This window comes from Nocardia sp. NPDC004573, from assembly GCF_053602135.1.
Genome location: NZ_JBSGDA010000033.1, coordinates 21,729 through 48,454, shown reverse-complemented (window position 1 = coordinate 48,454; position 26,726 = coordinate 21,729). Strand labels below are relative to the sequence as shown.

25 protein-coding genes are annotated in these 26,726 nt (G+C 69.6%); 13 read left to right on the top strand and 12 right to left on the bottom strand.

The window, feature by feature from the left end; all coding sequences use genetic code 11:
* Nucleotides 1-257 precede the first annotated feature (257 nt).
* The 4 genes from ACWEKR_RS32500 to ACWEKR_RS32485 all read right to left on the bottom strand — a co-directional run bounded on the left by ACWEKR_RS32500 (nucleotide 258) and on the right by ACWEKR_RS32485 (nucleotide 3,373).
* Nucleotides 258-1,505: an RNA polymerase sigma factor gene (locus ACWEKR_RS32500; RefSeq protein ID WP_452357744.1), complete on the bottom strand. Its 1,248-nt coding sequence runs from the start codon at nucleotides 1,503-1,505 to the stop codon at nucleotides 258-260.
* Complete coding sequence (locus tag ACWEKR_RS32495; protein WP_452357743.1) at nucleotides 1,506-1,844, bottom strand: YciI family protein; 339 nt, start codon at nucleotides 1,842-1,844, stop codon at nucleotides 1,506-1,508.
* A gap of 12 nt (nucleotides 1,845-1,856) precedes the next feature.
* Nucleotides 1,857-2,441, bottom strand: a complete 585-nt coding sequence (locus ACWEKR_RS32490) for a dihydrofolate reductase family protein (RefSeq protein ID WP_452357742.1) — start codon at nucleotides 2,439-2,441, stop codon at nucleotides 1,857-1,859.
* Nucleotides 2,442-2,554: 113 nt separating this feature from the next.
* Nucleotides 2,555-3,373, bottom strand: coding sequence for an isocitrate lyase/PEP mutase family protein (locus ACWEKR_RS32485; RefSeq protein WP_452357741.1), 819 nt, complete (start codon nucleotides 3,371-3,373; stop codon nucleotides 2,555-2,557).
* A gap of 64 nt (nucleotides 3,374-3,437) precedes the next feature.
* Here ACWEKR_RS32485 and ACWEKR_RS32480 point away from each other — a divergent pair, with 64 nt between their 5' ends.
* From ACWEKR_RS32480 to argH, 9 genes are all read left to right on the top strand, one after another.
* Nucleotides 3,438-4,145: an ArsR/SmtB family transcription factor gene (locus tag ACWEKR_RS32480; protein ID WP_452357740.1), complete on the top strand. Its 708-nt coding sequence runs from the start codon at nucleotides 3,438-3,440 to the stop codon at nucleotides 4,143-4,145.
* Nucleotides 4,146-4,268: 123 nt separating this feature from the next.
* Nucleotides 4,269-5,327: an N-acetyl-gamma-glutamyl-phosphate reductase gene (gene argC, locus ACWEKR_RS32475; protein ID WP_452357739.1), complete on the top strand. Its 1,059-nt coding sequence runs from the start codon at nucleotides 4,269-4,271 to the stop codon at nucleotides 5,325-5,327.
* Nucleotides 5,324-6,541 carry a bifunctional glutamate N-acetyltransferase/amino-acid acetyltransferase ArgJ gene (gene argJ, locus ACWEKR_RS32470; protein WP_452357738.1) on the top strand — a complete coding sequence of 406 codons (1,218 nt, stop codon included), beginning with the start codon at nucleotides 5,324-5,326 and terminating at the stop codon, nucleotides 6,539-6,541. The genes argC and argJ overlap by 4 nt, the downstream gene beginning before the upstream one ends.
* Nucleotides 6,538-7,473: an acetylglutamate kinase gene (argB, locus tag ACWEKR_RS32465; protein WP_195087930.1), complete on the top strand. Its 936-nt coding sequence runs from the start codon at nucleotides 6,538-6,540 to the stop codon at nucleotides 7,471-7,473. Before argJ ends, argB begins: the two co-directional genes overlap by 4 nt.
* Entirely contained in the window at nucleotides 7,470-8,672 is a 1,203-nt protein-coding gene (locus ACWEKR_RS32460; protein ID WP_452357737.1) for an acetylornithine transaminase, read from the top strand. Before argB ends, ACWEKR_RS32460 begins: the two co-directional genes overlap by 4 nt.
* Nucleotides 8,669-9,613 carry an ornithine carbamoyltransferase gene (gene argF, locus ACWEKR_RS32455; RefSeq protein ID WP_452357736.1) on the top strand — a complete coding sequence of 315 codons (945 nt, stop codon included), beginning with the start codon at nucleotides 8,669-8,671 and terminating at the stop codon, nucleotides 9,611-9,613. The genes ACWEKR_RS32460 and argF overlap by 4 nt, the downstream gene beginning before the upstream one ends.
* Before the next feature lie 303 nt (nucleotides 9,614-9,916).
* The gene (locus ACWEKR_RS32450; RefSeq protein ID WP_324198273.1) at nucleotides 9,917-10,432 is read left to right on the top strand and encodes an arginine repressor; all 516 of its coding nucleotides are present in this window, start codon (nucleotides 9,917-9,919) and stop codon (nucleotides 10,430-10,432) included.
* Nucleotides 10,433-10,716: 284 nt separating this feature from the next.
* Nucleotides 10,717-11,919 (top strand): argininosuccinate synthase, encoded by a 1,203-nt coding sequence (locus tag ACWEKR_RS32445; protein ID WP_452357735.1) that lies wholly within the window; start codon nucleotides 10,717-10,719, stop codon nucleotides 11,917-11,919.
* 514 nt (nucleotides 11,920-12,433) lie between these two features.
* Complete coding sequence (gene argH, locus ACWEKR_RS32440) at nucleotides 12,434-13,843, top strand: argininosuccinate lyase (protein WP_452357734.1); 1,410 nt, start codon at nucleotides 12,434-12,436, stop codon at nucleotides 13,841-13,843.
* A gap of 90 nt (nucleotides 13,844-13,933) precedes the next feature.
* On the opposite strand, the gene ACWEKR_RS32435 is transcribed toward argH, so the two are convergent.
* A complete protein-coding gene (locus ACWEKR_RS32435; protein ID WP_452357733.1) occupies nucleotides 13,934-15,196 on the bottom strand; it encodes a hypothetical protein in 1,263 nt (420 codons plus the stop codon).
* Between the two features lie 124 nt (nucleotides 15,197-15,320).
* Between ACWEKR_RS32435 and ACWEKR_RS32430 the strand changes: the two genes are divergently transcribed.
* Nucleotides 15,321-15,644: a DMT family transporter gene (locus ACWEKR_RS32430; RefSeq protein ID WP_195087941.1), complete on the top strand. Its 324-nt coding sequence runs from the start codon at nucleotides 15,321-15,323 to the stop codon at nucleotides 15,642-15,644.
* Between the two features lie 98 nt (nucleotides 15,645-15,742).
* Here the strand turns inward: ACWEKR_RS32430 and ilvA are convergent, their stop codons facing one another.
* Together ilvA and ACWEKR_RS32420 are read right to left on the bottom strand one after the other, a co-directional pair.
* Complete coding sequence (gene ilvA, locus ACWEKR_RS32425; protein ID WP_452357732.1) at nucleotides 15,743-16,963, bottom strand: threonine ammonia-lyase; 1,221 nt, start codon at nucleotides 16,961-16,963, stop codon at nucleotides 15,743-15,745.
* Between the two features lie 30 nt (nucleotides 16,964-16,993).
* Nucleotides 16,994-18,163 carry a serine hydrolase domain-containing protein gene (locus ACWEKR_RS32420; protein ID WP_452357731.1) on the bottom strand — a complete coding sequence of 390 codons (1,170 nt, stop codon included), beginning with the start codon at nucleotides 18,161-18,163 and terminating at the stop codon, nucleotides 16,994-16,996.
* A gap of 187 nt (nucleotides 18,164-18,350) precedes the next feature.
* Between ACWEKR_RS32420 and ACWEKR_RS32415 the strand changes: the two genes are divergently transcribed.
* The 3 genes from ACWEKR_RS32415 to ACWEKR_RS32405 all read left to right on the top strand — a co-directional run bounded on the left by ACWEKR_RS32415 (nucleotide 18,351) and on the right by ACWEKR_RS32405 (nucleotide 21,375).
* Nucleotides 18,351-19,073 (top strand): GntR family transcriptional regulator, encoded by a 723-nt coding sequence (locus tag ACWEKR_RS32415; protein ID WP_379256173.1) that lies wholly within the window; start codon nucleotides 18,351-18,353, stop codon nucleotides 19,071-19,073.
* A gap of 86 nt (nucleotides 19,074-19,159) precedes the next feature.
* On the top strand, nucleotides 19,160-20,647 hold the full coding sequence (locus ACWEKR_RS32410; protein WP_452357730.1) for an NCS1 family nucleobase:cation symporter-1: 1,488 nt from the start codon (nucleotides 19,160-19,162) through the stop codon (nucleotides 20,645-20,647).
* Entirely contained in the window at nucleotides 20,647-21,375 is a 729-nt protein-coding gene (locus tag ACWEKR_RS32405) for an aspartate/glutamate racemase family protein (protein ID WP_452357729.1), read from the top strand. The genes ACWEKR_RS32410 and ACWEKR_RS32405 overlap by 1 nt, the downstream gene beginning before the upstream one ends.
* Nucleotides 21,376-21,382: 7 nt before the next feature.
* Here the strand turns inward: ACWEKR_RS32405 and ACWEKR_RS32400 are convergent, their stop codons facing one another.
* The 5 genes from ACWEKR_RS32400 to ACWEKR_RS32380 all read right to left on the bottom strand — a co-directional run bounded on the left by ACWEKR_RS32400 (nucleotide 21,383) and on the right by ACWEKR_RS32380 (nucleotide 26,458).
* Nucleotides 21,383-21,733, bottom strand: a complete 351-nt coding sequence (locus tag ACWEKR_RS32400; RefSeq protein ID WP_452357728.1) for a hypothetical protein — start codon at nucleotides 21,731-21,733, stop codon at nucleotides 21,383-21,385.
* A 286-nt stretch (nucleotides 21,734-22,019) separates the two neighbouring features.
* Nucleotides 22,020-22,595: an isopentenyl-diphosphate Delta-isomerase gene (gene idi, locus ACWEKR_RS32395; protein ID WP_452357727.1), complete on the bottom strand. Its 576-nt coding sequence runs from the start codon at nucleotides 22,593-22,595 to the stop codon at nucleotides 22,020-22,022.
* A complete protein-coding gene (locus ACWEKR_RS32390; RefSeq protein WP_452357726.1) occupies nucleotides 22,592-23,464 on the bottom strand; it encodes a geranyl diphosphate 2-C-methyltransferase in 873 nt (290 codons plus the stop codon). Before ACWEKR_RS32390 ends, idi begins: the two co-directional genes overlap by 4 nt.
* A 55-nt stretch (nucleotides 23,465-23,519) precedes the next feature.
* The gene (locus tag ACWEKR_RS32385) at nucleotides 23,520-25,037 is read right to left on the bottom strand and encodes a family 2 encapsulin nanocompartment cargo protein terpene cyclase (protein ID WP_452357725.1); all 1,518 of its coding nucleotides are present in this window, start codon (nucleotides 25,035-25,037) and stop codon (nucleotides 23,520-23,522) included.
* 14 nt (nucleotides 25,038-25,051) lie between these two features.
* Nucleotides 25,052-26,458 carry a family 2B encapsulin nanocompartment shell protein gene (locus ACWEKR_RS32380; protein WP_452357724.1) on the bottom strand — a complete coding sequence of 469 codons (1,407 nt, stop codon included), beginning with the start codon at nucleotides 26,456-26,458 and terminating at the stop codon, nucleotides 25,052-25,054.
* Nucleotides 26,459-26,726: the final 268 nt, after the last annotated feature.

The window sequence follows — 26,726 nt, the reverse complement described above, 5'->3', positions numbered from 1 at the left end:
CGGACGAGCGGAGCGCTCGGGGGCGCGGTGATGCCGACGACCTCACGCAGCAAGCGGTCTCAGGTTGCGCACGATGCCGGAGAACGTGGCAGGCAGCGGCCCAGGCCGGGCGGTCCCCTCTTGCTGTTCCCCGGCGTGGCCGCGCGGCAGCCTACGCCGGGGCGGACGGTGATGGCCGCGACCAACAGGGCGATGCGGTTCCTCGCCGAAGCGCTGGCGGTCGAGTCGCGGAGGTCGCCTGGCATGGGCACGGACTGTCAATCGCACCCACGCGGCTGCCGGCCACCGAGCTCGGCGCGCCTGCGCCTCAGCAAGTTCCGTTCGGCCGCGTTCTCCGTGCGGGCGATGGCGGCGTCGTAGGCGGCAACGGCCTCCTGGGTGCGGCCGAGGCGGGTCAGCAGGTCGGCGCGGATGGCATGGAACAGGTGGTACCCCGCCAGCGGCAGGGCGTCCACCTGTTCCAATGCCGTTGCCGGACCGCGTACCTCGGCGACCGCCACCGCGCGATTGAGCGCGACGACCGGGTTCGGCGTGAGCGCGGCCAGCTGGTCGTAGAGCCGCACGATCTGACCCCAGTCGGTAGCCGCGGCGACGGGAGCGTCGGCATGCACCGCGTTGATCGCCGCCTGGATCTGGTACGGCCCCGGCCGGTCGCGGCGCAGGCACTGCCGGACCAGCGCGTGCCCTTCGGTGATCAGGTCGCGGTCCCAGCGACCGCGATCCTGGTCCGCGAGGGGGATCAGCGCGCCGTCGGCACCGGTACGGGCTGCTCGGCGGGACTCGCTCAGCAGCATCAGCGCGAGCAGGCCGGTCACCTCCGGCTCATCCGGCATCAGCTGGGCCAGCAGACGGCCGAGGCGAATCGCCTCGGCACAGAGGTCGGTCCGGACCAGCCGCGCGCCGGAGGACGCCGTGTGCCCCTCGGTGAAGATCAGATACACGACGGCCAGCACCGCGCGCAGCCGACCGGGCAGCTCCGCGTCGGCGGGCACCCGATAGGGAATGCGGGCATCGCGAATCTTGCCTTTGGCGCGGACCAAGCGTTGCGCCATGGTCGTTTCCGTGACCAGGAAGGCTCGCGCGATCTCCGAGGTACTCAGCCCGCCGAGCAGCCGGAGGGTCAGCGCCACCTGCGCTTGCGGTGCGAGAGCTGGATGGCAGCAGGTGAAGATCAACCGGAGGCGGTCGTCACGCACGCTGCTCACCGCCTCTTCCGGTTCGTCCTCGGCACGCAGGAGGGCGGCCTGCGCGTGCCGGTCCGCGCGGGAGGCCTCGCGGCGCAGACGGTCGATCGCCCGGTTGCGCGCAGTGGTGATGATCCAGCCCGGCGGGCTCGGCGGGAGACCGTCGGCGGGCCAGCGCTGGACGGCGGCGGTGAACGCGTCCTGCACCGCGTCCTCGGCGACGCCGATGTCACCGAAGACGCGGATGAGACCGGCGACCGCCCGGCCGTAGTGCTCGGCGAAAACCGCTTCGATCACCGAGCCCGTCACGGGTTCGTCCATCTACTCGTCCTGGATCGGACGGACCTCGATGGGCAGGCCGACCACGGTGGCGAGCTTGCGGCCCCAGTCCAGCGCCTCGTCCAGATCGGCGGCGCGGATGACGGTGAACCCGCCGATGTGCTCCTTGCCCTCGACGTAGGGGCCGTCGGTGACGAGCACGTCGCCGTCACGGGCGTGCAGCACGGTCGCGGTGCCGGGCGCGTGCAGGCCTGCGGCGAACACCCAGGCCCCCGCCGCCCGCATCTCGTCGTTCAGCGCGCCGACCTCGCGCATGATCTCGGGCAGGTTCTCCGGCACGCCTTCGTCGGGCTGGTAGATGCTGAGCAGGTAGTGCTTCATCGCTGGTCCTCCTCATCCACGCCGGTAGGTGGTGATGACGACACCGGTACCGGTCGTCACGGTGTCGGCCGACCGCAGCCGGCCCAACGCCACGCCGTCGAACAGGCGGCGACCCGAGCCGAGCACCAAGGGGTGGATCAGCAACAGGAACTCGTCCACCAGATCGTGGCGCATCAGCGAGCCCACCAGGTCACCGCTGCCCAGGACCACCAGATTCCGCTCCGGGTGCCGCCGTAGCAACTCGGGCACCGCGGTCACCGCGTCGCCGCCGAGCCAGGTCGAGTTCTGCCAGGGCAGCGGCCCGCTCCCGGTGCGGGAGGCGACGATCTTCTCGGTCTTGTCCAGCGCCTCGGCCATCGGATCGCCGACTTGCCGTGGCCAGTATCCCGCGAAGTCCTCGTAGGTGCGCCTGCCGAGCAGCAGCGCGCCGCGGTGGGCCGCCATGTGCCTGCCCATGACCTCGGCCTGCACCGGGTCGTCGTGCCGGTGCGCCCGGCCGCCGTGGGCGAATCCGTCTCTGCTGTCCTCGTCCGCCCGCCCCGGCGCCTGCATGACGCCGTCCAAGGTCAGGTGCTCCACCGCGATGATCTTGCTCATCTCCGCTCCTTCCGCGACCGGCCCGGCGCCGGTCTCACCACCTACACGAACGGGCCTGGGGCGGATCGACAGCGTCGCCGAGATTTGTGGGCGGATATTCCGGCGTCTCCCGATCAGGACGGCAGCTGGGCGGGCAAGACGCGCTGGATCTCGGGATAGCTCACGATGCCCGACGGAACGGCAGTGTCCTGCCGTACGGCGCGCGCGACATCCAGCGCGGCCGACAGCGCCGCGCGGTACAGCAGCGATCCGGTGCTGATCCGGCGTACGCCGAGCTCGGTCAGGGTCGCGAGGCCCGGGCCCGTGGGCGAATAGAGCACATTGACCGGTACTTCGCTGCACGCCACGACCTGCGCGATACGCGCCGGGTCGGTCAGACCGGGGACGAAGACACCGTCGGCTCCGGCCGCGGCGTACCGCCGCACGCGGTCGTGGGTGGAGCCGTGATCCAGACCCAGCCAAAGGGTGTCCACGCGGGCATTGACGAACAGTTCCGGCGTGCGTTCCTTGACCGCGGCGATCAGCGCGGCCTGCTGCTCCGGTGCGGCCAGCGCCGACCCGCGTCGGCCGTCTTCCAAGTTGACGCCCGCGATCCCGCCGGCGGCGAGTTGCTCGGCGAAGTCAGCGACCGCGCCGGGCCGCTCGTCGAAGCCACCCTCGATATCTACGGTGATCGGGACCGGCAGACCTGCCATGCGGCGAGCGGCCGCGAAGGTCTCCGCCTTGGTGACACCCGCGCCGTCGGTGCGCCCGGCCGCGGCGGCCACGCCCAGGCTGGTGGTGCCGATCGCCGGGAATCCTTCGTCGGCCAGCAGGGCGGCCGAGGCGAAGTCCCAGGCGTTCGGCAGGACCAGGGGACGGTCGCGGTGATGCAGACCGCGGAAGATGACGAACTCGGTCGGCGGCGGCGTCACCGCAGAAGGCGAAGTCATGCCGCGACCGTAGCGACGGGACGTTTCGGCGACCGCCGAAACGACGACCCGCCATCATGGTGGGATGCCGACCAGAGGAGCCCAGTTGGCGGCCCTGGCCGCTCTGCTCGCCGACCGCACCCGCGCCGACATCTGCCTGGCGCTGGTGGATGGTCGGGCCTGGACCGCGGGCGAGCTGGCCCGCCACACCGGGGTCGCGCCGTCCACCGCGACCGAGCATCTGGACCGCCTGCGCGACGGCGGGCTGGTGGTCGAGCACCGGCAGGGCAGGCATCGCTATCTGCGGCTGGCGGGCCCGCACGTGGCGGACCTGCTCGAAACCATGGTCGCCCAGCTGGACCCGCCCGCCGCCGCGGTGAGCGGGCTGCGCACCGCCACCGTCGCGGCGGCGCTGGCCCGCGGCCGCACCTGCTACGACCATCTCGCGGGCCGGTTGGGCGTGGCCGTCACCGACGCGATGATCGCGCGCGGCCTGATGAGTGCCGACGGTGGTTTCGCGCTGACCGAACCCGGTCTGGCGTGGCTCACCGGACCGATGGGCGTCGACCCGGCGGCGCTGCGCGGCACGCGGCGGCCGGTGGCCAGGCCGTGTCTGGATTGGACGGAGCGGCGAGTCCATCTGGGCGGCTCGGCGGGCGCGCAGCTGTGCCGCCGCCTGAAAGAGCTCACGTGGATCGCAGGCGTCGGCAGTGGGCGCGCGGTACGGGTCACCGCGCTGGGCCGAGCGGGGTTGGCGGAGACGCTGCACATCGACTGTTCGGCGCTGCGCTGACTTGTCCCGGACCCCCTGCGGGCCCGTCGTTTGCGCGCAGATCTGAGGGGTATGAGGTGCTCGTGACCACGCTCGCGGCGACCAGGCTGTGAATGAGCTTGCACAATCATGCATAATCATCACATGGTTGATTCCTCGGTCGGACCCGTCGTGCGGGTCGCGGTAGCCGGTGCCAGCGGGTACGCGGGCGGCGAAGTGTTGCGACTGCTGCTGGGGCATCCCGCCTACCGAACCGGGCGCCTCGTCATCGGGGCGCTGACCGCGGGCTCGAACGCGGGCACCGCGCTGGGGGAGTTGCAGCCGCATCTGCTGCCGCTGGCCGATCGGGTGCTTGCGCCCACCACGGCCGCCGAACTGGCCGGCCACGACGTGGTCTTCCTCGGCCTGCCGCACGGCCAGTCCGCGGCCATCGCCGCCGAGCTGCCCGAGTCCACGGTGATCATCGACTGCGGCGCCGACTTCCGGCTCACCGACCCGAAGGCCTGGGAGAAATACTACGGCAGCCCGCACGCGGGCAGCTGGCCCTACGGCCTGCCCGAGCTGCCCGGCGGCCGGGAGAAGCTGCGCGACGCGACGCGGATCGCGGTCCCCGGCTGCTATCCCACCGTCGCCAGTCTCGCGCTGGCTCCCGCCGTCGCCGCGGGCATCGTCGAGCCCACCGTGCACGTGGTCGCCGTGAGCGGCGCGTCCGGCGCCGGCCGCAAGCTCGACATCGGGCTGCTGGGCTCGGAGGTGATGGGCTCGGCGCGGGCCTACGGCATCGCGGGCGCGCACCGGCACACCCCGGAAATCGCGCAGAACCTCGCGGCGGCGGGTGGCACGGACGTCGCGGTGTCGTTCACTCCGGTGCTCGCGCCGATGCCGCGCGGCATCCTCGCCACCTGCACCGCGCCGACCCGCGTCGACGCGGCACAGGCGCGCGCCGTCTACGAGAAGGCCTACGCGGACGAGCCTTTCGTGCACCTGCTGCCGGAAGGCGTATTGCCGCAGACCGGTTCGGTGCTCGGCTCCAACGTCGTCACCCTGCAGGTCGCGGTGGACATCGACGCGGGCCTGCTCGTGGTGATCGGCGCGATCGACAACTTGACCAAAGGCACCGCGGGCGCCGCGGTGCAATCGATGAACCTGGCCCTCGGATTCGAGGAGACCGCAGGACTTTCCACCGTAGGAGTGGCACCGTGACGACAGCCGACCTCGCCGACGGCAAGCTGGTCCGCACCCAGGGCGTGACCGCACCGCTCGGCTTCCGCGCGGCGGGCATCGCCGCGGGCATCAAGGCCAGCGGCAAGCCGGATCTGGCGCTGGTGTTCAACGAGGGGCCGGAATACCCGGCCGCGGGCGTGTTCACCCGCAACAAGGTGAAGGCCGCTCCGGTGCTGTGGTCACAGCAGGTCCTGACCGGCAAGCGGCTGCGCGCGGTGATCCTGAACTCCGGTGGCGCCAACGCGTGCACCGGCCCGGGCGGATTCCAGGACACGCACAAGACCGCCGAGGAACTCGCCGCGGCGCTGAGCAACTGGGGCACCGAGACCGGAGCCGGGGAGATCGCGGTCTGCTCGACCGGGCTGATCGGCGACCGGCTTCCGATGGACAAACTCATCCCCGCCGTCACCGAGATCGTGCACGAGATGGGCGGCGGTCTGTCCGGCGGCTCGGACGCCGCCTGGGCCATCATGACCACCGACACCGTGCCCAAGGAGGCGGCGTTCCACCACCGCGACAAGTGGAACGTCGGCGGCATGGCCAAGGGCGCGGGCATGCTGGCCCCGTCGCTGGCCACCATGCTGGTGGTGCTCACCACCGACGCGGCGGTCACCGCCGACCAGCTCGACCAGGCGCTGCGCAACGCCACCGCGCGCACCTTCGACCGGCTCGACGTGGACGGCTCCTGCTCCACCAACGACACCGTGCTGCTGCTGGCCAACGGCGCCAGCGAGGTCACCCCCAGCCAGGAGGAGCTGGACGCGGCCGTGCTCGCGGTCTGCGACGACCTGGCCGCCCAGTTGATGGCCGACGCCGAGGGCGTCACCAAACGGGTGCTGGTCACCGTCGCGGGCGCGGCCACCGAGGACGAGGCCGTGGCCGCGGCACGCACCGTCGCACGCGACAGCCTGGTCAAAACAGCGCTGTTCGGTTCCGACCCGAACTGGGGTCGCGTGCTGGCGGCGGTCGGCATGGCGCCGGTGACGCTGGATCCGAACCGGATCTCGGTGTCGTTCAACGGCAAACCGGTCTGCGTCGACGGTGTCGGCGCGCCCGGCGCTCGCGCGGTCGACCTGTCCGGCACCGACATCGAGGTGCTGATCGAGCTGAACGTCGGTTCGGCGCGCGCGACCATCCGCACCACCGACCTCTCGCACGGTTACGTCGAAGAGAACTCGGCCTACAGCTCATGACCAGCGAGGTGCTGCACGCGCTGTCCGCGCTCGACAAGGCGCACGTCCTGGCCGGCGCCCTGCCGTGGCTGCAGAAGTTCCGGGACAAGATCGTCGTCGTGAAGTACGGCGGCAACGCCATGATCGACGACGACCTCAAGCAGGCCTTCGCCGCCGACATGGCGTTCCTGCGCACCGTCGGCGTGCACCCGGTGGTGGTGCACGGCGGCGGCCCGCAGATCAGCGCGATGCTGCAAAGGCTCGGTTTGCACGGCGAATTCCGCGGCGGCTTCCGGGTGACCACGCCCGAGGTGATGGACGTGGTGCGGATGGTGCTGTTCGGCCAGGTCGGCCGCGAGCTGGTCGGCCTGATCAACACGCACGGCCCGTACGCGGTCGGCATCTCCGGCGAGGACGCCGGACTGTTCACCGCCACCCGCCGCACCGTCGAGGTCGACGGCGAGCCCACCGACATCGGCCTGGTCGGCGACGTCACCGAGGTGAACCCGGACGCGGTGCTCGACCTGATCGGCGCCGGACGCATCCCCGTGGTGTCGACCATCGCGCCGGACGCCGAAGGCGTGGTGCACAACATCAACGCCGACACCGCCGCCGCGGCGCTGGCCGAGGGCATCGGCGCCGAGAAACTGGTGATGCTCACCGACGTCGAGGGCCTCTACACCGACTGGCCGGACCGGTCCTCGCTCACCTCCAGCATCGATACGACCGCACTGGCCGAGTTGCTCCCCCGCCTCGACGCGGGCATGGTGCCCAAGATGGAAGCCTGCCTGCGCGCCGTGACGGCCGGGGTGCCGACCGCGCATGTCATCGACGGCCGGGTCCCGCACGCCGTGCTGCTGGAACTGTTCACCGGAGAAGGAATCGGAACGATGGTGACTCCCGCCCCGCTCATCCCGAACGGGTCCGGCGCACCGAACGGAACGAAACAATGAGCACAGCTGAACTGCAGAAGCGGTGGTCTGCCGCGCTGATGAACAACTACGGCACACCGAAGGTCGCGCTGGTGCGCGGCGCGGGGGCCGTGGTCTACGACGCGGACGGCAAGCGCTACGTCGACTTCCTCGGCGGCATCGCGGTCAACAGCCTCGGCCACGCCCACCCGGCGATCCTGGAGGCGGTCACCCAGCAGCTCGGCACGCTCGGGCACGTGTCGAACCTGTACGCCAGCGAGCCGGTCATCGAGCTGGCCGAGCGGTTGCTCGCGCACTTCGGCGACGGGGAGGGCCGCGCGTTCTTCTGCAACTCCGGCACCGAGGCGATCGAAGCGGCATTCAAGATCGCCCGGTTGACCGGGCGGCCCAAGATCGTCGCCTGCGAGGAGGCGTTCCACGGCCGCACCATGGGCGCGCTCGCCCTCACCGGGCAGCCGTCCAAGCGGACCCCGTTCGAGCCGATGCCACCCGGCGTCGTGCACGTGCCCTATGGCGACGCCGCGGCGCTGGAAGCCGTGGTCGACGAGGACACCGCCGCGGTGTTCCTGGAGCCGATGATGGGGGAGAGCGGCGTGGTGGTTCCGCCGTTGGACTACCTGGCCAAGGCGCGCCAGATCACCGCGCGCAGCGGGGCGCTGCTGGTGCTCGACGAGGTGCAGACGGGCATCGGACGGACCGGGAAGTTCTACGCCCACCAGTCCGTCGGCATCGTGCCCGACGTCATCACGCTGGCCAAGGGTCTCGGCGGCGGGATGCCGATCGGCGCGGTGCTGGCCAACGGGCGGGCGGCCGAACTGCTCACACCCGGCCTGCACGGCACCACGTTCGGCGGCAACCCGGTCTGTGCGGCGGCGGCGCTCGCGGTGCTGCGGACCATCGACGAGACCGACCTGCTCTCGCACGTCGAGTCGGTGGGCAAGCGGCTCAGCGACGGCATCGAACTGCTGCAGCATCCGCTCATCGATCAGGTGCGCGGTGCGGGCCTGCTGCTGGGCATCGTGCTCACCGACGAGGTGTCCGCGCAGGTCGAGGCGCGGGCACGGGAGGCGGGCTACCTGGTCAACCCGGCCAAGCCCGACGTGATCCGGCTGGCGCCGCCGCTGGTGCTCACCGAGACCCAAGCCGACAATTTCGTCGCCGACCTGCCGGAGATCCTCGACGCCGCGCTGGCGGACGCGAAAGGGGCTGCGACGCAATGACCTCCGTACGGCACTTCCTGCGTGACGACGACGTCAGCCCGGCCGAGCAGGCCGAGATCCTCGCGCTCGCGGCCGAACTCAAGAAAGCACCGTTCGCGCGGCGTCCACTGGACGGCCCGCGCGGCGTCGGCGTGATCTTCGAGAAGAACTCCACCCGCACCCGGTTCTCCTTCGAGATGGGCATCGCCCAGCTCGGCGGGCACGCGGTCGTCGTGGACGGCCGGGACACCCAGCTCGGCCGGGAGGAGACGCTCGGCGACACCGGCCGGGTGCTGTCCCGGTATGTGGACGCCATCGTGTGGCGCACCTTCGAGCAGTCCCGGCTGGACGAGATGGCCGCCACCGCCACGGTGCCGGTGATCAACGCGCTGTCCAACGAGTTCCATCCCTGTCAGGTGCTCGCCGACCTCCAGACGCTCGCCGAGCACAAGGGCGAGCTGACCGGACGCGACCTGGCCTACTTCGGCGACGGCGCGAACAACATGGCGCACTCGCTGTTGCTCGGCGGCGTCACGGCGGGGCTGAACGTGACCATCGCCGCGCCCACCGGGTTCGAGCCGCAGCCGTGGGTGGTGGAGGCCGCGCGCAAGCGGGCCGCCGAGACCGGCGCCACCGTCACGGTGACCGCCGACCCGGTCGCCGCGGCATGGGGCGCCGACGCGCTGGTCACCGACACCTGGACCTCCATGGGACAGGAGAACGACGGCCTGGACCGGGTGGGCCCGTTCCGTCCGTTCCAGCTCAACACCGACTTGCTCGCCCACGCCGAGCCGGACGCGGTCGTGCTGCACTGCCTGCCCGCGCACCGCGGCGAAGAGATCACCGACGAGGTGCTCGACGGGCCGCACAGCGTGGTGTGGGACGAGGCGGAGAACCGCCTGCACGCGCAGAAGGCGTTGCTGGTCTGGCTGCTGGAGCGACGATACGGGGGAGCGGCGTGAGCGGTCATGCCAACAGGCCGCAGCGGAGCCTGATCGGCTCCGCTCGTGCCGGAAGGAGCGGCGTGAGCGTTCAGGCCGGAAGGCGGCAGCGGAGCGTGACCGGCTCCGCTTGTGCCGGAAGGCGCAGCGTGATCGAGGACGTGCGTATCACCCGGCATGGCCCGTGCTCATCTGTGCCCAGCGAGCGAATCGGTCCTCGCCCCGGCCCGCGCTGGACCAGCGAGGTGCGGCGGTGAGCCGGTGTCAGCGCGTGCGCCGCGCGCGGCCGCGTACGACGGTCCCGCGCCCCAGCGAGGCGCGGCCGTGAGCGTCTCGCAGTCGGAATCCGGACGAAGCGGCCCCGCCATCGCCCGCACCCGCGCCGGGCGGCAGTCGCGCATCGTCGAACTGCTGTCGGCGCACGCTGTCCGCAGCCAAACCGAGCTCGCGGCGCTCCTCGCGGCCGAAGGCATCGAAACCACGCAGGCGACATTGTCGCGCGATCTCGACGAACTCGGCGCGGTGAAGCTGCGCGCGGCGGACGGCGGCGCGGGCGTCTATGTGGTCCCCGAGGACGGCAGCCCCGTGCGCGGCGTGACCGGCGGCACCGACCGGTTGTCCAAACTGCTCGGCGACCTACTGGTCTCCACCGACGCCAGCGGCAACATCGCGGTCCTGCGCACCCCACCCGGCGCGGCCCACTACCTGGCCAGCGCCTTGGACCGCGCCGCCCTGCCCTACATCGTCGGCACCATCGCGGGCGACGACACCATCGCCGTCATCGCCCGCGAGCCGCTGACCGGCGCGGAAGTGGCCGCGAAGATCGAACAACTAGCCTGATCGTCACGAACGCGGCAACCGGTCCCGTACCAACACGGGTGACTCGCCGGGATGCTGGAACGCGGCGACGAATGGGCGTGTTTCCTGCCATGGGCAGACGGTCCGCCCGTGCTTCTGAGAGGGTAGAGGGGAGGGTGTCGGCCCAGCTCAGGGTTGGCCCCACCCGATTATGAATGGGCTTGCATCGTCGTGCATAATCATTTGGAGGACGTGCGGGCCGCTGTGGCGGGAAGCCGGTCCGTATCACGCAGACGAGCACCGAACCATCGAGGAGCACACAGAACATGTCCGAGCGCGTCGTACTCGCCTACTCCGGTGGGCTGGACACCTCCGTCGCGATCAGCTGGATCGGCAAGGAGACCGGCGCCGAAGTGGTGGCCGTGGCCATCGACCTCGGCCAGGGCGGCGAGGACATGAACGTGGTGCGCCAGCGCGCCCTGGATTGCGGCGCCGTCGAGGCGATCGTGATCGACGCCCGCGACGAGTTCGCCGACCAGTACTGCCTGCCCACCATCCAGGCCAACGCGCTGTACATGGGTCAGTACCCGTTGGTGTCGGCGATCAGCCGTCCGCTGATCGTCAAGCACCTGGTCGAGGCCGCCAAGTTCCACGGCGCGAGCACCGTCGCGCACGGCTGCACCGGCAAGGGCAACGACCAGGTCCGCTTCGAGGTCGGCATCGGCGCGCTCGCGCCCGACCTCAACGTGATCGCCCCGGTCCGGGACTACGCGTGGACCCGGGAGAAGGCCATCGCCTTCGCGGAGGAGAACTCGCTGCCGATCAACGTCACCAAGAAGTCGCCGTTCTCCATCGACCAGAACGTCTGGGGCCGCGCGGTGGAGACCGGGTTCCTCGAGGACCTGTGGAACGCCCCGACCAAGGACGTCTACGACTACACCTCCGACCCGACGGTGAACTTCGAGGCGCCGGACGAACTGATCATCACCTTCGACAAGGGTGTGCCGGTGGCGATCGACGGCCGCCAGGTCAGCGTGCTGGAAGCGATCGTCGAGCTGAACAAGCGCGCGGGCCGCCAGGGCGTCGGCCGGCTGGACATGGTCGAGGACCGCTTGGTGGGCATCAAGAGCCGGGAGATCTACGAGGCGCCCGGCGCCATCGCGCTGATCACCGCGCACCAGGCGCTGGAGCACGTCACCATCGAGCGCGAGCTGGGCCGCTACAAGCGGCAGGTCGAGCAGCGCTGGGGCGAGCTGGCCTACGACGGCCTGTGGTTCTCTCCGCTCAAGCGCGCCCTGGACGCCTTCGTCCTCGACACGCAGCAGCATGTGTCCGGCGACATCCGGATGGTGCTGCACGGCGGCTCGGCCGTGGTCAACGGCCGCCGCTCGGAGCAGTCGCTCTACGACTTCAACCTGGCCACCTACGACGAGGGCGACACCTTCGACCAGTCCCTGGCCAAGGGCTTCGTTCAGATCCACGGCCTGTCCTCCAAGGTCGCCGCCCGCCGCGACCTGAACCAGAAGTAGGCCACGGGCGTGCCGGTGCCGAAACGCACCGGCACGCCGATGCGTCGTGCGAGGCCGTACTCTCGAATCGGCATACGGAACGCGCTGACCAGGGCCGTGATGCAGCCGTAAGGCAACCTCCGAGCACCTTCGCCCCCGGCGCGAGATGCCGCTCTCGGCAGATGGTGTCGAGCAACCACCGAGCCGCGTCGAGCCGGACCCGCACCACTCGCCCTCGCGCGCCAACGCAACAGCTGGTTCCTCGAGCCAACGGAGCAACCGAGTCGCAAACCAACGCACCAACTGATCCCGCAAGCCAACGCACCAACTGATCTCGCGAATCAACGCACCAACTGATCTCGCGAATCAACGCACCACCCGATTTCGCAAGAATGTGGGCGACTCACCGGGTACGCCCAGAACCCGACGGTCACCCAACGCAGGACCTGAACGTAAAACAGCCCCGTTTCGACTTGTACGGCCTGAAGGCCCGGAGAGGCGGGGATTCTGAAGACGCGGAGAGGCGGACGAGCACATGAGCACGAACCAAGGCGCGCTTTGGGGCGGCCGATTCGCCTCCGGCCCGGCCGAGGCCATGGCCGCGCTGAGCAAGTCGACCCACTTCGACTGGGCGCTGGCCCCCTACGACATCCGCGCCTCGAAGGCGCACGCACGAGTGCTGCACAAGGCCGGGCTGCTGTCGGACGCCGATCTGTCCGGCATGCTGGACGGCCTGGATCGCCTCGCGGCGGACGTCGCGTCCGGCGCGTTCGGTCCCGCCGACTCCGACGAGGACGTGCACGGCGCGCTGGAACGCGGCCTGATCGAACGGGTCGGCCCGGAGCTCGGTGGCCGGTTGCGGGCGGGGCGTTCGCGCAACGACCAGGTGGCGACCCTGTTCCGGATGTGGCTGCGTGACGGCGTGCGCCGGGTGGCCGCGGGCGTGCTCGCGGTGGTCGACGCGCTGGTGGAGCAGGCCGCCGCGCATCCGGACGCGGTCATGCCGGGCAAGACCCACTTGCAGGCGGCGCAGCCGGTGCTGCTGGCCCATCATCTGCTCGCGCACGCCCACCCGCTGCTGCGCGACCTGGACCGGCTGCGTGATTTCGATCGCCGCGCGGCGGTGTCGCCCTACGGTTCCGGTGCGCTGGCGGGTTCCTCGCTCGGACTCGACCCGGAGGCGATCGCGGCGGAGCTGGATTTCGATTCGGCGGCCGCCAACTCGATCGACGCCACCTCGGCGCGGGATTTCGCCGCCGAGGCCGCGTTCGTGCTGGCCATGATCGGCGTCGACCTGAGCCGGATGGCCGAGGAGGTCATTCTCTGGAGCACACCGGAGTTCGGTTACGTCACCCTGGCGGACGCCTGGTCGACGGGGTCGTCGATCATGCCGCAGAAGAAGAATCCGGACGTGTCCGAGCTGACCCGCGGCAAGGCGGGCAGGCTGATCGGCAACCTCACCGGGCTGCTGGCCACGCTCAAGGCGCAACCGCTGGCCTACAACCGTGACCTGCAGGAGGACAAGGAGCCGCTGTTCGACTCGGTCGCGCAGCTCGAACTGCTGCTCCCGGCCATCGCGGGCTTGGTCTCGACCCTGACTTTCCACACCGATCGCATGGCCGAACTCGCACCCGCCGGCTTCACGCTGGCCACCGACATCGCCGAATGGCTGGTCCGCCAGGGTGTTCCGTTCCGGGTCGCGCACGAAGCGGCGGGTGCGTGCGTGCGCGTCGCGGAATCTCGCGGCGTCGGCTTGGACGAGCTCACCGACGAGGAGTTCGCCGCCGTCGACCCGGCGCTGACCGGGAAGGTGCGCGAGGTGCTCACCGTGCAAGGGTCCATCGCGTCGCGGGATGCCCGCGGCGGTACCGCCGGTGTGCAGGTCGCGGCGCAGCTGGCGGAGGTGCGCGAGGCGGCGGCCGCGGCGCGGGCCTGGCTGGACTGAACCAGCCACGATCCGCGAGGCGGGCGGCAGCGGCCGCAGGCCCGGCTCGACCAAAAGTGCCGGTTTCGCGACCGGGTCCGGTGAGTCGGCCTATCCGACGACGGTGATGTCGGCGCCGCTGAACAGCAGGTCACTGCGCTGTCGGGCGCCGACGGCCTCCGCCACCGCTTCGGCCTCCGGCGCCAGCTCGCGCAACTGCCGGAGAAACACCTCGACGGCCAGCGTGGCCATGCTCTTGCCGGGGCAGACATGCCTGCCGAAGCCGAAGGTCAACGGCAACTTCCCGGAGCCGTTCAGCGCCGTGCAGTCGGGGAAGACGGCCGGATCGCGGTTGGCCGCGGCGAACAGCACGAGCAGCGGTCCGGCGGGCAGCCGCGTGCCGCTGGAGAGCACGACCGGCGTCCTGGCTCGGCGCTTCCACGCCACCAGCCCGGGATCCAGTTGCAGGATTTTCGCGGCGACCCGTGTGCCGCCCTCCGGTTCGGTCAGGAGGTTCCACCAGGTCCGGTCCGGATCGCCGAGCAACCGCTGGACGCCTTGCTGGATGCTGCCGCTCACGGTGTGCACTCCGGCGGCGAGCGAGTTCGCCATGGCCGACACCGCGATCCGATGGGAGAGGCCGGCGTCGCGCAACTTGCGCGCGAACCCGGCCGCCTCGCTGCCCCGGCCTTCCCGCACCGCTCTGCCGCTGACCGTGAACAACCACCCCAGCGCGCTCACCGCGTCGGCCAGTTCCCGTCCACGCATCACCCGGCCGAGCAGTCCCGATTGCGCTCCGCTCCACGCGGCCACGTGCGGCCAGTCCGCCGCGGGCAGGCCGACCGCCGCGCCGACGGTCCGGGCGGCGTAACCGATGGAGAGGGCGGTCACGTCCAACGGCGACCCGGCCCGGAAACCCGCGTCGCGCACCGCCTCGTGGAAGTGCTCGGCCATCTGCGCGGCCCGAGCGGGCCGATCCGCCGCGGAAATCGTGAAGTGTCCCTCCGGCCCGGCCATGGTGTTCCACACGCGCTTGTGCAGCCGATCGTCGGCGAGGTTGGCGGTGGCCTTCGCGGGTGGCGGAACCAGATGCCGGACGAAATGCGGTATGGCTCGCGGTGTCGCCGCGATACGCGCGTAACCGACCAGCGGGTCCAGCGAATTCGTATTGGAAATGCCGGGCGTCGTCGCGTCCAGCACCTCACGCACGTCGGCGTACTTCCAGATCATGCGCAGCCCGCAGCGGTGCGCATAGCTCGGCTCCGGCCACTCGTGCAACCGCCGATACCGCTCGTCGCGCTCGGCGTACGGCAACTCGTTGCACGTCACCTCATCGAAGGGAAAATCGGTTACCGCAACGGCCGAGCAACGCATGGCGCGATGGTATCGACGCGTCGGCCGTGGTCGCCGTGCCGTGAATTCCCGGTGCTGGGGAGCGGGCGCGGGAAGGTGATCGCCGACCGGTGCGCGCTCGTGCGGCTGTGGCTACGCTGCGAAAATGACCTTGCTCCTGCTCGCTTTGGCCATCGCTTCCGAGGTGACCGCCACCGTCTCGCTGAAACTGTCCGACGGATTCGCCAAGCTCGTACCGTCCATCGTGGTGGTTGTCGGCTATTGCGCGGCGTTCTTCTTCCTGGCCCAGGCGTTGAAGCGGGGCATGCCGATCGGAGTGGCCTACGGCATCTGGTCGGCGGTCGGCGTCGCCGCGATCGCGGTGATAGGCGTCCTGTTCCTCGAGGAGCGGCTCACCGTCGTCCAGGTCGGCGGCATCGCGCTAGTGATCCTCGGCGTACTCGCCCTGGAACTCGGCGGCGCGCACTAACCCCTCTCCACGCGCACGAGCGGCACATGGTCGCGGCGTTTCGCGAGTAGGTCCCTCGGTGGTGGGTCACTCGATGAAGGTGCGATGGCGACGTCCGGTCAATCCGAGACGCGGACCGCGTATCCCGCGTTCGCGAGGGCGGTGAGCACGTCGTCGCGGTGGTCGCGGCCTCGTGTCTCCAGGGTGAGGGCCACCTCGACCTCGTCGATCGCCAGCCAGGTCCCGGTCCGCGAATGTGCCACGTCGACCACACTGGCGCTCGTCTTCCCGATCACCGCGAGCAGCGCCCCCAGCGCGCCGGGGCGATCGGAAATGGTCACCCGCACGGCCAGATAACGGCCCGCCGCGCTCAGGCCGTGCCCGATCACCCGGGTGAGGAGCAGCGGGTCGATGTTGCCGCCGGACAGGATCGCGCAAACCGGCCCGCGCAAACCGAGTTCCTCCGGCGCGTGACTGGTCAGGGCGGCGACCGCGGCGGCGCCCGCCGGCTCGACGATCAGCTTCGCGCGTTCCAGGCACAGCAGCAACGCCTGCGACAGCGCTTCCTCGTCCACCGTGACGATGCGCGAAACATGCTGCGCCACATGATCGAACGGCACGGTGCCGGGACGCCCGACCGCGATGCCGTCGGCCATCGTCGCCATCCGCTCGACCCGCACCGGGCGGCCCGCCGCCAGCGAGGCGGGCCAGGCGGCGGCTTCCGCCGCTTGCACCCCGATGACGCGCACGTCCGGCGCCAGCTGCCGCAGCGCGAGCGCGACTCCGGCCAACAGGCCGCCGCCGCCGGTGGGCACGAGCACCGTGCCCACCTGGGGCAACTGCTCCGCGATCTCCGTGCCGACGGTGGCCTGACCGGCCACGATATCGGGATGGTCGAACGGGTGGATCAGCGTCGCGCCGGACCGGTCGGCGAAATCCAGGGCGGCGTCCAGTGATTCGTCGATGGTCTCGCCGACCTGGCGGACCTGCGCGCCGTACGCCTTGGTCGCCATCAGTTTCGGCAGCGACGCCCCGACCGGCATGAACACCGTCGACGCGATGCCGAGCGACGACGCCGACCACGCCACGCCCTGCGCATGGTTACCGGCGCTCGCGGCCACGACGCCGCGCTCGCGCGCCTCCCGCGGCAGATTCGCGATCCGGTTGTAGGCGCCGCGCGGTTTGAACGAACCGGTGCGCTGCAAGTTCTCGCACTTCAACCACACCTCGGCGCCCACGCGTTCGGACAGCACCCGCGAGGCCAGCAGCGGCGTGCGCCGGATCACGGGGGCGAGCAGCCGCCCGGCCGCCTCGATCCGGGCTATGTCGACCGATTCCATACCGCCATGCTGCCACTCGGGCGGGCGAGGTCAGGCCGCTCTGGCGAGGTTGTGGGCCAGCGCGCCCAACCGGGCCAGGCGCGCGTCGCCGAGCGGTGTGATCCTGCTGCCGAGGCGATTGGTGACGAAGCCGAGCGACATCCCGGTCACCGGGTCGGCGAAACCGCCGGAGCCGCCGAGGCCGAAATGGCCGAAGGCCGAGACCGGTTCGGCCTTGGACGGCTTCATCGGCACGCCGTGGTAACCGAGGGCCCAAGGGATGCGGAAGGCCAGCACGTAGTCCGGGGTGAACACTTGCCGCCGGGTCATCTGCTCGATGGTGTCCGGGCTCAGCAGCCGGTGGCCGTCCAGCTGCCCGCCGTTGGCGAGCGCGCCGTACACGCGGGCCAGCGCACGGGCGGAGAAGACGCCGTTGAGGCCGGGCATCACCGAGTCGTACAGGCGTGGGTCGGCCACCAGCTCGGCGAATCCCACCGGGGTGGTGTCGGCGGCGGCCGCGAAACGGGTCCGGGCGAGCAGTCGCGAGCTACGCTCCCAGCTCATGCCCGCCACCGTCAGGCGCGGGAAATTGGTGGCGATACGCCCGCGCTCGGACGCCGGGACCCGGAACCAGAGGTCCTCGGCCGCGAGCGGTTCCGCGATCTCGGTGCGCAGCACATCGGTGAATTCCGCTCCGGTCACCCGCCGCACCAGCTCCGCGGTGAGGTGCCCGTAGGTGATGCCGTGGTAGCCGCTGGTCACCTTGTGCCGTGGATCGGGCGCGGCGGCCGCGAGCGCCGCGGTGACCGCGGCGTCGTCGAAGAATCGCTCGACGGGGCCGGGCAGCAGCCCGCGCAGCCGGTGCAGCCCGGCCCGGTGGGTCAGCATCGCCCGCACACTGATGCGGTCCTTGCCCGCCGCCGCGAACTCCGGCCAGTATGTCGCGACCGGCTCGTCGTAGTCGATCAGGCCGCGCTCGGCCAAACGATGCACCAATGTGCTGGCGATCCCCTTGCCGGTGGAGTAGGCCATCGCGATCGTGTCGTGCGCCCACGGGATGTCGGGATGCGCATATCCGGCCCAGACGTCGACCACCGGCTCGCCGTGCAGGTAGACCGCCAGCGCGCCGCCGCCGTCGGACGGACGCCGGAACAGCCGGTCGAACTCCGCCACCAGGCGCGCGAAACGACGATCTACGAACTGTCCTGCCGAAACTGTCATCGAAACCTGTGCCTGTCTTTCAGCGTCTGCGGCGTCGCGAACAATCCCATGCTAGGTGTCTCGTTTCGCTCGAGACCGGTGGCCGGGACGCGCACCCACCACCCGACCGGTCGGTACTGTGAGAAGACGTTTCCTGACCGTCACACGGGTGACCGGGGACGCAACACGCTGCCCCTAGCGTGTTGCCATGCCCCCGAGACGACGTTCGGCGCTGCTCGCGAGGTTGGTCGTCGACACACCCGGCCGCCCGCAGATCATCCTCGGCGAACTGCGCCGGGTGATCCTCGACGGGGCGGTGCCGCCCCGCACCGTCATCCCGCTGCGCGAGGTGGCGGAACTGTTCGGCGTGAGCCATATTCCGGTGCGCGAGGCGCTCAAGACGCTGATCGGGGAGGGACTGGTCACCCACGAGCCGCACGCGGGATACACGGTGGCGCAACTGACCGCCGCCGAGTTGCGCGAGATGTACATCGTGCGGCAGACCTTGGAGACGGCCTCGCTCGCCGCGGCCGCCATGAACCACTCCGCCGCCGACCGCGCCGAACTGCTGGATGTGAACGAGGCCCTGGAACAGGCGATTCGCGACGACGACCCGGCCGCCTACCACCGTGGGTCGCGCACCTTCCATGTGGCGCTGACCCGGCCCTCACGCATGTTCCGACTGCTGCACATGCTCGAAGCGGCATGGAACGTCACCGAGCCGGTGCAGTCGATGGTGCACATCGGCCGGGCCGACCGAGTGCGGCTGCACACCGACCACGCGTTGATGCTGGACGCGTTCCTGGCCCGGGATGTCGAGCGCCTGCTGCTCGTCGCCGAACATCACCATCGCAGGCTGGAGTCCGTGATCGCGACCTTGCCCACCGATACCGGTCTGCTCGCGCCGGAAGATATATCTGCCGCGCAATAGCCGGGCAATAACCGCGCAATGGACGGGCAATAGCAGATTCCTACCGTCGTTTCGATCACAGTTTCACCCTTCGGATGGGAAGCGCCATGACCGAAACCATCGCCGCGGCACCCGCCCCCGAGCGGATCGCCCCCGCCGGCTACGACCCACGGCTGACCAACGACGATCTCGCGCCGCTGCGCAAGCAGAACTGGGGCTCTTACAACATCTTCGCGTTCTGGATGTCGGACGTGCACAGCGTCGGTGGCTATGTCACCGCGGGCAGCTTGTTCGCGCTCGGCTTGGCCAGCTGGCAGGTACTGGTGGCCCTGCTGATCGGGATCACCCTGGTGTATTTCTTCTGCAATCTGGTCGCCAAGCCGAGTCAGATGACCGGCGTGCCGTACCCGGTCATCTGCCGCAGTGCGTTCGGCGTGCTCGGCGCCAATATCCCCGCGATCATCCGCGGGCTGATCGCGGTGGCCTGGTACGGCATTCAGACGTTTCTCGCTTCGGCGGCACTGGATGTCGTATTGGTGAAGTTGTTTCCGTCCCTCGGGCCCTACGCGGTGGCAGGCGACTATGGGTTCCTCGGTCTGTCGCTGCTCGGCTGGGGTAGCTATTTGACGCTGTGGGTGGTGCAGGCCTGTGTCTTCTGGCAGGGCATGGAGTCCATTCGCCGGTTCATCGACTTCTGCGGGCCCGCGGTGTACGTGGTGATGTTCCTGTTGTGCGGTTACCTGATCGCGAAGGCCGGCTGGGGCGCGATCGATCTGAACCTGGGCGCGGTGCGGTACACCGGATGGGACTCGGTGCCGGTGATGCTGGGCGCCATCGCGCTCGTGGTCTCCTACTTCTCCGGGCCGATGTTGAATTTCGGCGACTTCTCCCGGTACGGCAAGTCCTTCGCCGTGGTGCGCCGGGGCAACCTGCTCGGTCTCCCGCTGAACTTCCTGCTGTTCTCGTTGCTGGTGGTGATCACCGCCTCGCTGACGGTGCCGGTCTACGGCGAGCTGATCACCGACCCGGTCGCCACGGTGGCGCGCATCGACAGCACCTTCGCGATCGTGCTCGGCGCACTGACCTTCACTGTCGCCACCATCGGCATCAACATCGTCGCGAACTTCATCTCGCCGGCCTTCGACTTCTCGCACGTGAGTCCGCAGCGCGTCAGCTGGCGCGCGGGCGGCATGATCGCCGCGGTGGGCTCGGTGCTGATCACGCCGTGGAATCTCTACAACAACCCGGAGGTCATCCACTACACGCTGGAGGTGCTCGGCGCCTTCATCGGCCCTCTGTTCGGGGTGCTCATCGCCGACTACTACCTGGTGCGCAAGCAACGCGTGGCGGTGGACGACCTGTTCACGATGTCCAGCAGCGGACGCTATTGGTATCGCGGCGGATACCACCCGGCCGCGGTGATCGCGACGGTCGTCGGCGCGCTGGTCGCGGTGATCCCGGTGCTGGCCAAGGACGTCACCGGTATGTACACCGCGGCCCAGTACAGCTGGTTCGTCGGTTGCGGCCTGGGCTTCGTGGCCTACTACGTCCTGGCCACGCGCACCCGGCCTGCGGTGCGGGAGAGCGCGGCCTGATGCGTATTCGCGTGGTCAACCCCAATACCTCCCGGGCGATGACCGACACGATCGAGCAGTGTGCCAGGGCCGTCGCTGGTCCTGGCACCCTGCTCGACGCGGTGACCTCGGAGATGGGACCGGCCTCGATCGAAAGTCACTACGACGAAGCGCTCAGCGTTCCCGGCCTGCTCGCCGCGATCCGGCGCGGGGAGGCCGAGGGGGTCGACGGCTACGTGCTGGCCTGCTTCGGCGACCCCGGTCTCGACGCCGCGCGCGAGTTGGCCGGGGGACCGGTGATCGGGATCGCCGAAGCCGCCATGCGTACCGCCGCTCATCTCGGTCGCGGGTTCAGCGTGGTCACCACCCTGGGCCGGACCGTCGGCCGGGCGGCCGATCTGGCGGAGCGCTACGGGATGCGGCGCTTCTGCCGCGGTATCCACGCCTGTGAGATTCCCGTGCTCGCCCTCGACAGCGATCCGGACGCGCGCAAGATCGTCATCGAAGCGTGCAGGGAAGCGGTCGAGGCGGACCGGTCCGATGCGATCGTTCTGGGCTGCGCGGGGATGGCCGATCTGTCCGCGCAGGTGCGCGCCGAGGTCGGCGTGCCGGTGGTGGACGGTGTGGCGGCGGCGACCCTGACCGTCCAATCGCTGCTCACGCTCGGTCTGCGCAAGTCCGGAAGGGGCGAATTCGCCGCGCCGCCGCCGAAGCCGTACACCGGCGCGCTGCGATCGTTCGGCGCCTGAGCGAGGCTCAGGCGGCTACCGCGATGGCGAGCTTGCGCAGTTCGGCGTCCGGGTCGGCGACGTCGACCACCAGGCGTGTGACATCGGCGTTCGCCAAGTCGATACGGATGGCGTGCCCGTCGAAGCGTGTGTCCCAGAATTCCTTGCGGCCCTTGCCGCGGAAAGTCCCGGCTGCGATCACGCCGGGGAAGAAGGCGCCGGGCGCGCGCACCCACGGCGGGCGGCGGTCGACTCCAGCCAGGCCGAGCGCGGTGATGTCGGACAAATCGAAGGTCAGGTGGTCGCGCAGCGCCAGCACTTGATGTGCGCCGAGCACGTGCACCGTCACCCTCGTTCCGGTGACCTCGAATTCGACCATCACACACCTCACTTCACCGAGAACTCGTACAACGTCAACGATGCAGAACGGTCCTGGCCGCAGCCTGTGCCGTTCCTATGAGTTCTCTCAGGTTGGCTTCATTGTGTTACACGGATATGCGCATTCGATCATGTGACCTCTCCGGCGACCGCAGCGGCGAGCGCGCCTGTCCAGCCGTACTACAGCCGGGAAGGGAAGCCGTCGCGACCTTGCGGGCTGGATCGAGGCAGCGGTGGAGCCGATGATGCGATTCGCTGCCTCGGGCCAGGGCGAGAGACCGCGGCGATCAGGGTGCGATAGGCCGCGTGACGTGCGCGTGCTCCGCGACGTCGAGCACACCCGCCAGCCACGGCGTGTAGGCATCCGGATTGTCGGCCAAGGCGTCGCGTAATGCGTCCGGTTGGATCCAGGCGAAGTCGGCGACTTCGGCCGGGTCCGGCCGAGGCGCGCCGATGTCCAGGCGCCCGATCAGCACGTGATCCCATTCGGACTCCACGCGGCCGGTGCGCAGGTCCGCCGCGTGATAGCGGTAGATCCCGGCCTCGGTGAGCGCGATCGTCAGGCCCATCTCCTCGGTCAGGCGCAGCCCCGCCGCGGTTGCGACGGGTTCGCCCGGGGCGGGGTGGCCGCAGCAGGTATTGGCCCACAGCGACGGGAACCTGGTCTTGACCGCCGCACGCTGCTGCAAGAGCACCCGGCCCGCCGAGTCGAACAGCAAGACGGAGAACGCGCGGTGCAGTCGCCCCGGGGCCTGGTGGGCCTCAGCGACCGAGCACGCGCCGACCGCGCGGCCCGCGTCGTCGACGAGCTCGACGGGCAGGGCCTCGCGGTCGGTGTACGGCGGGACGAAGGTGTCGGTCACCTGCCCACCTTATCGGCGGCGATGAGCAGGTAGTGGAAGCTGCCCTCCCGGTACGCGGTCAGGAACGGCTTCTCGACACCCGTGGCGAGCTCGGATTTCGTGCGCAGCTCCCAGTACGGGATCGTCGCGGCGGTGAGTTCGGTCACGGCGATGGGCACGAGGTCGTTCTCGGCCATGGCGCGGAAGTACTCGCTGCGCGGATGGATCATGCAGCCGTAGTGTGCGTCGATCCAGCTCACCGAGGACGAGCGACCGCCGGTCACGTCGTTGGAGCACCCGGTGATGCATACGTAGCGCCCGCCCGGCTCCAAGAGGCGGGAGAACTCGCGGAACAGATCGAACAGGTCCACGTACATGGTGGTCTCGTTGGTCCAGATTCCGCGCATGGAGCCGCTCTCGAATCCGGTGTCCAGCATGTTGCGGAAGTGGAAGCGCACCTTGTCCGCGACGCCGCGGTGGACGGCCTGGTCGTTGGCGAAGCCGACCTGGTACTCGGAGATGGTGACGCCGTCGACCTGGCAGCCGAAGCGCTGGTTGGCCATGAAACTGGTGCCGCCACGACCGGAGCCGCCGTCCATCAGCCGGTCGCCGGGACGGATGTCGCCGAGGTGGTCGAGCAGGAAATCGGCCTGCGCGGTCTCCAGCCGGTGCAACTCGGTGACGATGCGCTCCTCGCGAGTGTCCTCCGGGCTGGTCAGCACGGACAGGTCCGGGTCGCCGATGCCGTAGTGGTGGTGATAGAGCCCGTCGACCTCACCGAGTTTGGTGTTGACCCGGTCGTCGTTCGGGTTGTTGTTCCAGTACGCGGCGACGGATTTCTGGTAGCTGGTACGCAGAACGGTCCCGGTCTCCGGGTTGAGCATGGTCATGCGCGATCATCCTCTCTCGGTGCGGTACTGCTTCATTGCTCACTTGCGGGGAGCTTCAGTGCGGGTCGCGATAGCGTTTGCTGTCCGCGTGCCAGGCTCGGTTGCCTCCCATCCAGGCCCACAGGCCCGTGAGGAAGCGGCGTAATTCCGGTGAACCCAGCGCGGCCAAAGGGGCCGCCTCTCGTTCGAACCGGTGCACCAGTTCGTCGTGCACCTCGGCGGTGCGCAGCACCGCCTCGCGGCGCGAGCAGCGCTCCTCGGCGGCCAGGACGGTCGGAAGATTGAACTCCCTGCCGTTGGAGAGGTCCTCCCGCGCCATCGAGTACAGGTCGTTGACCATCTGGCTGGCCAGTGCCGCCGTGGTGACCACACGGCGGACCGCGGGGTCGGTGTATTCCGCGGCCTGCAATTCATAGCCGCCGACCACGTCGGTCGGCGCCATGCACGGCAGGAAACTGTGCGGTTGCCGGTTGGTGAGGTACTCCCAGACCGGTGGCATCCGCCCCGCGGCCCGCCACCCCGCTTCCGCACCGAGCGCGATGAACCAGCCCGCGATCTCGGTGCGCAGCCGGGCCAGTTGCGCCGGACGCGCGTAACGGGCGAGGTGCTCGAAAGACGTGCGGAAAGCGCGCAGGATCGGGTCGGCGTCGAGGGCCGCCTCGAGCTGCGCGACGTAGCGCGCGGGAAGGTGCACCGGGTCCATGGCGGCGGCCGCCAATTCGAGCCGGGGACCCAGCTCCGCCTCGGCGCTGGAGGGGGTGCCGTCCGGAGCCCGGTCGTCGGCGTCCTCCTCGCAGTAGTAGTCGTCCACGGACCATTCCGAGACCGCGCATTTCGCCGCCGCCAGCAGCAGGTCGGCGTTGTCGCAGTCCGGGTGGGCGAGCATGATCAACCGGCCGAAGTCGGCGTCGCGTAATTCGTCCAGCCGGCCTTCGTACAACCCGATGTCCCTGGCCCAGTCGACGATGCCGGTGTTGACGGCTTCGGCGAGCGCCGGATCGTCACGCAGCGGCGGCGGGCAGTACAGCGGCGGGATCGGATCGGCGCGATCGGGATGCGCCGTGCCCGTTCCGGCCGACCCCGCCGCATCCCCCGCGCCGTCCGATTCGGTTCGGCGAAGCGGTGTGGGCTCGGCCGTGCGTGGCAGTGTGGCGAGGCCGTGGATTCCCGATAAGGCCGACGCCGTGCCGAGTCCGGTGGGTGCCGCGGGGATGCGTGGCGCTGTCGGCGACTGCGTTCGCCCCGCCGCCGGAATCGGCACTTGTGCGCTGCCGAAGGTCGGCGGAGGAGTGCTGGTGCCGCCGATGGCGGGGGAGGGTGTCGCGGCGGTGGACGTGGTTCCACGATCCGGAAGCAGTAGTGCCGCCGCGCCCAGCCCGGAGGGACCGAGCAACCGGCGGCTGGGCTTCCCGCCCTCCGGTGCACCCGGGATCGAAAGACCGTACGAAGCAGGTGCTTTCGTTGCGAACAGTTCGGCCGGAGCGGACGTCCGGGTGTTGGTGAGTAGCGCGACGACGGCGGCAGCCACCTCATCGGTGGCATGCGCCGCCCCGGCGCGGGAGAGCACCGACATGCCCATCCCCCCGGTCAGTCGGCTTGCCGGGCGACCGAGACGTTGTCGAGCACGCCGAGGGCATCCGGCACCAGCACCGCCGCCGAGTAGTAGCAGCTGATCAGGTAGGAGATGATCGACTGGTCATCGATGCCCTTGAAGCGCACGTTCAGGCTCGGCTCGTATTCGTCCGGAATCCCGGTCTGGTGCAGCCCGATCACGCCCTGATCCTTTTCGCCGGTGCGCATGGCCAGGATCGAGGTGGTCTGGGTGTCGCTGATCGGGATCTTGCCGCACGGGAAGATCGGTACGCCACGCCATGCGGGGACACGGTGCCCGTCCACCTCGATCGGATCCGGGTAGATCCCGCGCTTGGTGCATTCGCGTCCGAACGCGGCGATGGCCTTCGGGTGAGCGAGGAACAATTTCGTGCTGCGGCGCATGCTGAGCAGTTCGTCGAAGTCGTCCGGAGTGGGCGAGCCGGACTCGGTGTAGATGCGCTGTTTCAGATCGCAGTTGTGCAGCAGACCGAAATCGGGATTGTTGACCAGGTCGTATTCGCGCCGTTCATACAGAGCTTCGATGGTCAGGCGCAGTTGCTGCTCGACCTGGTTCATCGGGTCGTTGAACAGGTCGGCGACCCGGGTGTGCACCCGCAGCACGCTCTGCGCGAGGCTGAGTTCGTATTGGCGCGGTGCGGCGTCGTAGTCGACGAAGGTGCCTTCCAGCAACGGTTCGCCTGCGTGGCCCGAGGAGATCGTGATATCGGCCTCGCCCTTGTTGTTCTGCGGACGACTGGGTGCGGCGGCGACGCGGTCGAGTTGCTCTCGCAGCGCCGGAGTGTTGTCGATGAACTCCGTCAGCGATTGCCGCGGGAGGACCAGGACGGTCGTGCGCGTGACCGTCTTGATGGTGACCGGCCAGATCGCCGACGGCTCGGTGAATATGGTGTCGCCGAAGAAATCGCCGCCGCCCAGGATGCCGAGCTTCGTCTGCTCGCCGTATTCACCCGATCCGATCTTGCTCAATTTGCCGTGCACGATCAGCAGCACCTGATCCATGGGATTGCCGAATTCCGCTACGACGGTGCCGGGTTCGAGATCGCGTTGTTCGAAACGATCCGCGAGGCCGCGCAGGACTTCCTCGTCGTCGAATCCGCGCAGTGCCGGAAGCTCCTGCAATTCCAGCGGAATCACCCGCGCGGTGGAACCGTCGATGACGAATTCCACCTCGCCGTTGCCCACGGTGTGGGTCAGGCGGCGATTCACCCGGTACACGCCGCCGTTGACCTGCGTCCACGGCAGCGCGCGAGTGAGCCACCGAGAACTGATGCCCTGCATCTGCGGTTCGGATTTGGTGGTGTGCGCGAGCAACCCCGCTGTGCTGGTGCTCAGGCTCTTGCGCACGTTGTTTTCCGTTTGGACTGGCATTTCAATGGTCATGCGTGGTCCTCACCTCGAGACGGCCACCGGGACATGGTGACGGGTTGTGAAGCAGAGTGGATTGAGGGTCGCCGATAGTTCAGAGTCGCTGGGTGTTCACATCAAACAGCAGCGGGCATGCCCGCACAGAGCTCATCGAACGAAATTGCCTACGCGCCATGGCGTTCCAGACACGATTGATGGTAGACGCCGAAAGCGGCTGAGCACAGGAAAATTTCGAAGATCGTCTCGTGGCCCGGCGGATGGTCACGACACGCGGTCGATTCCG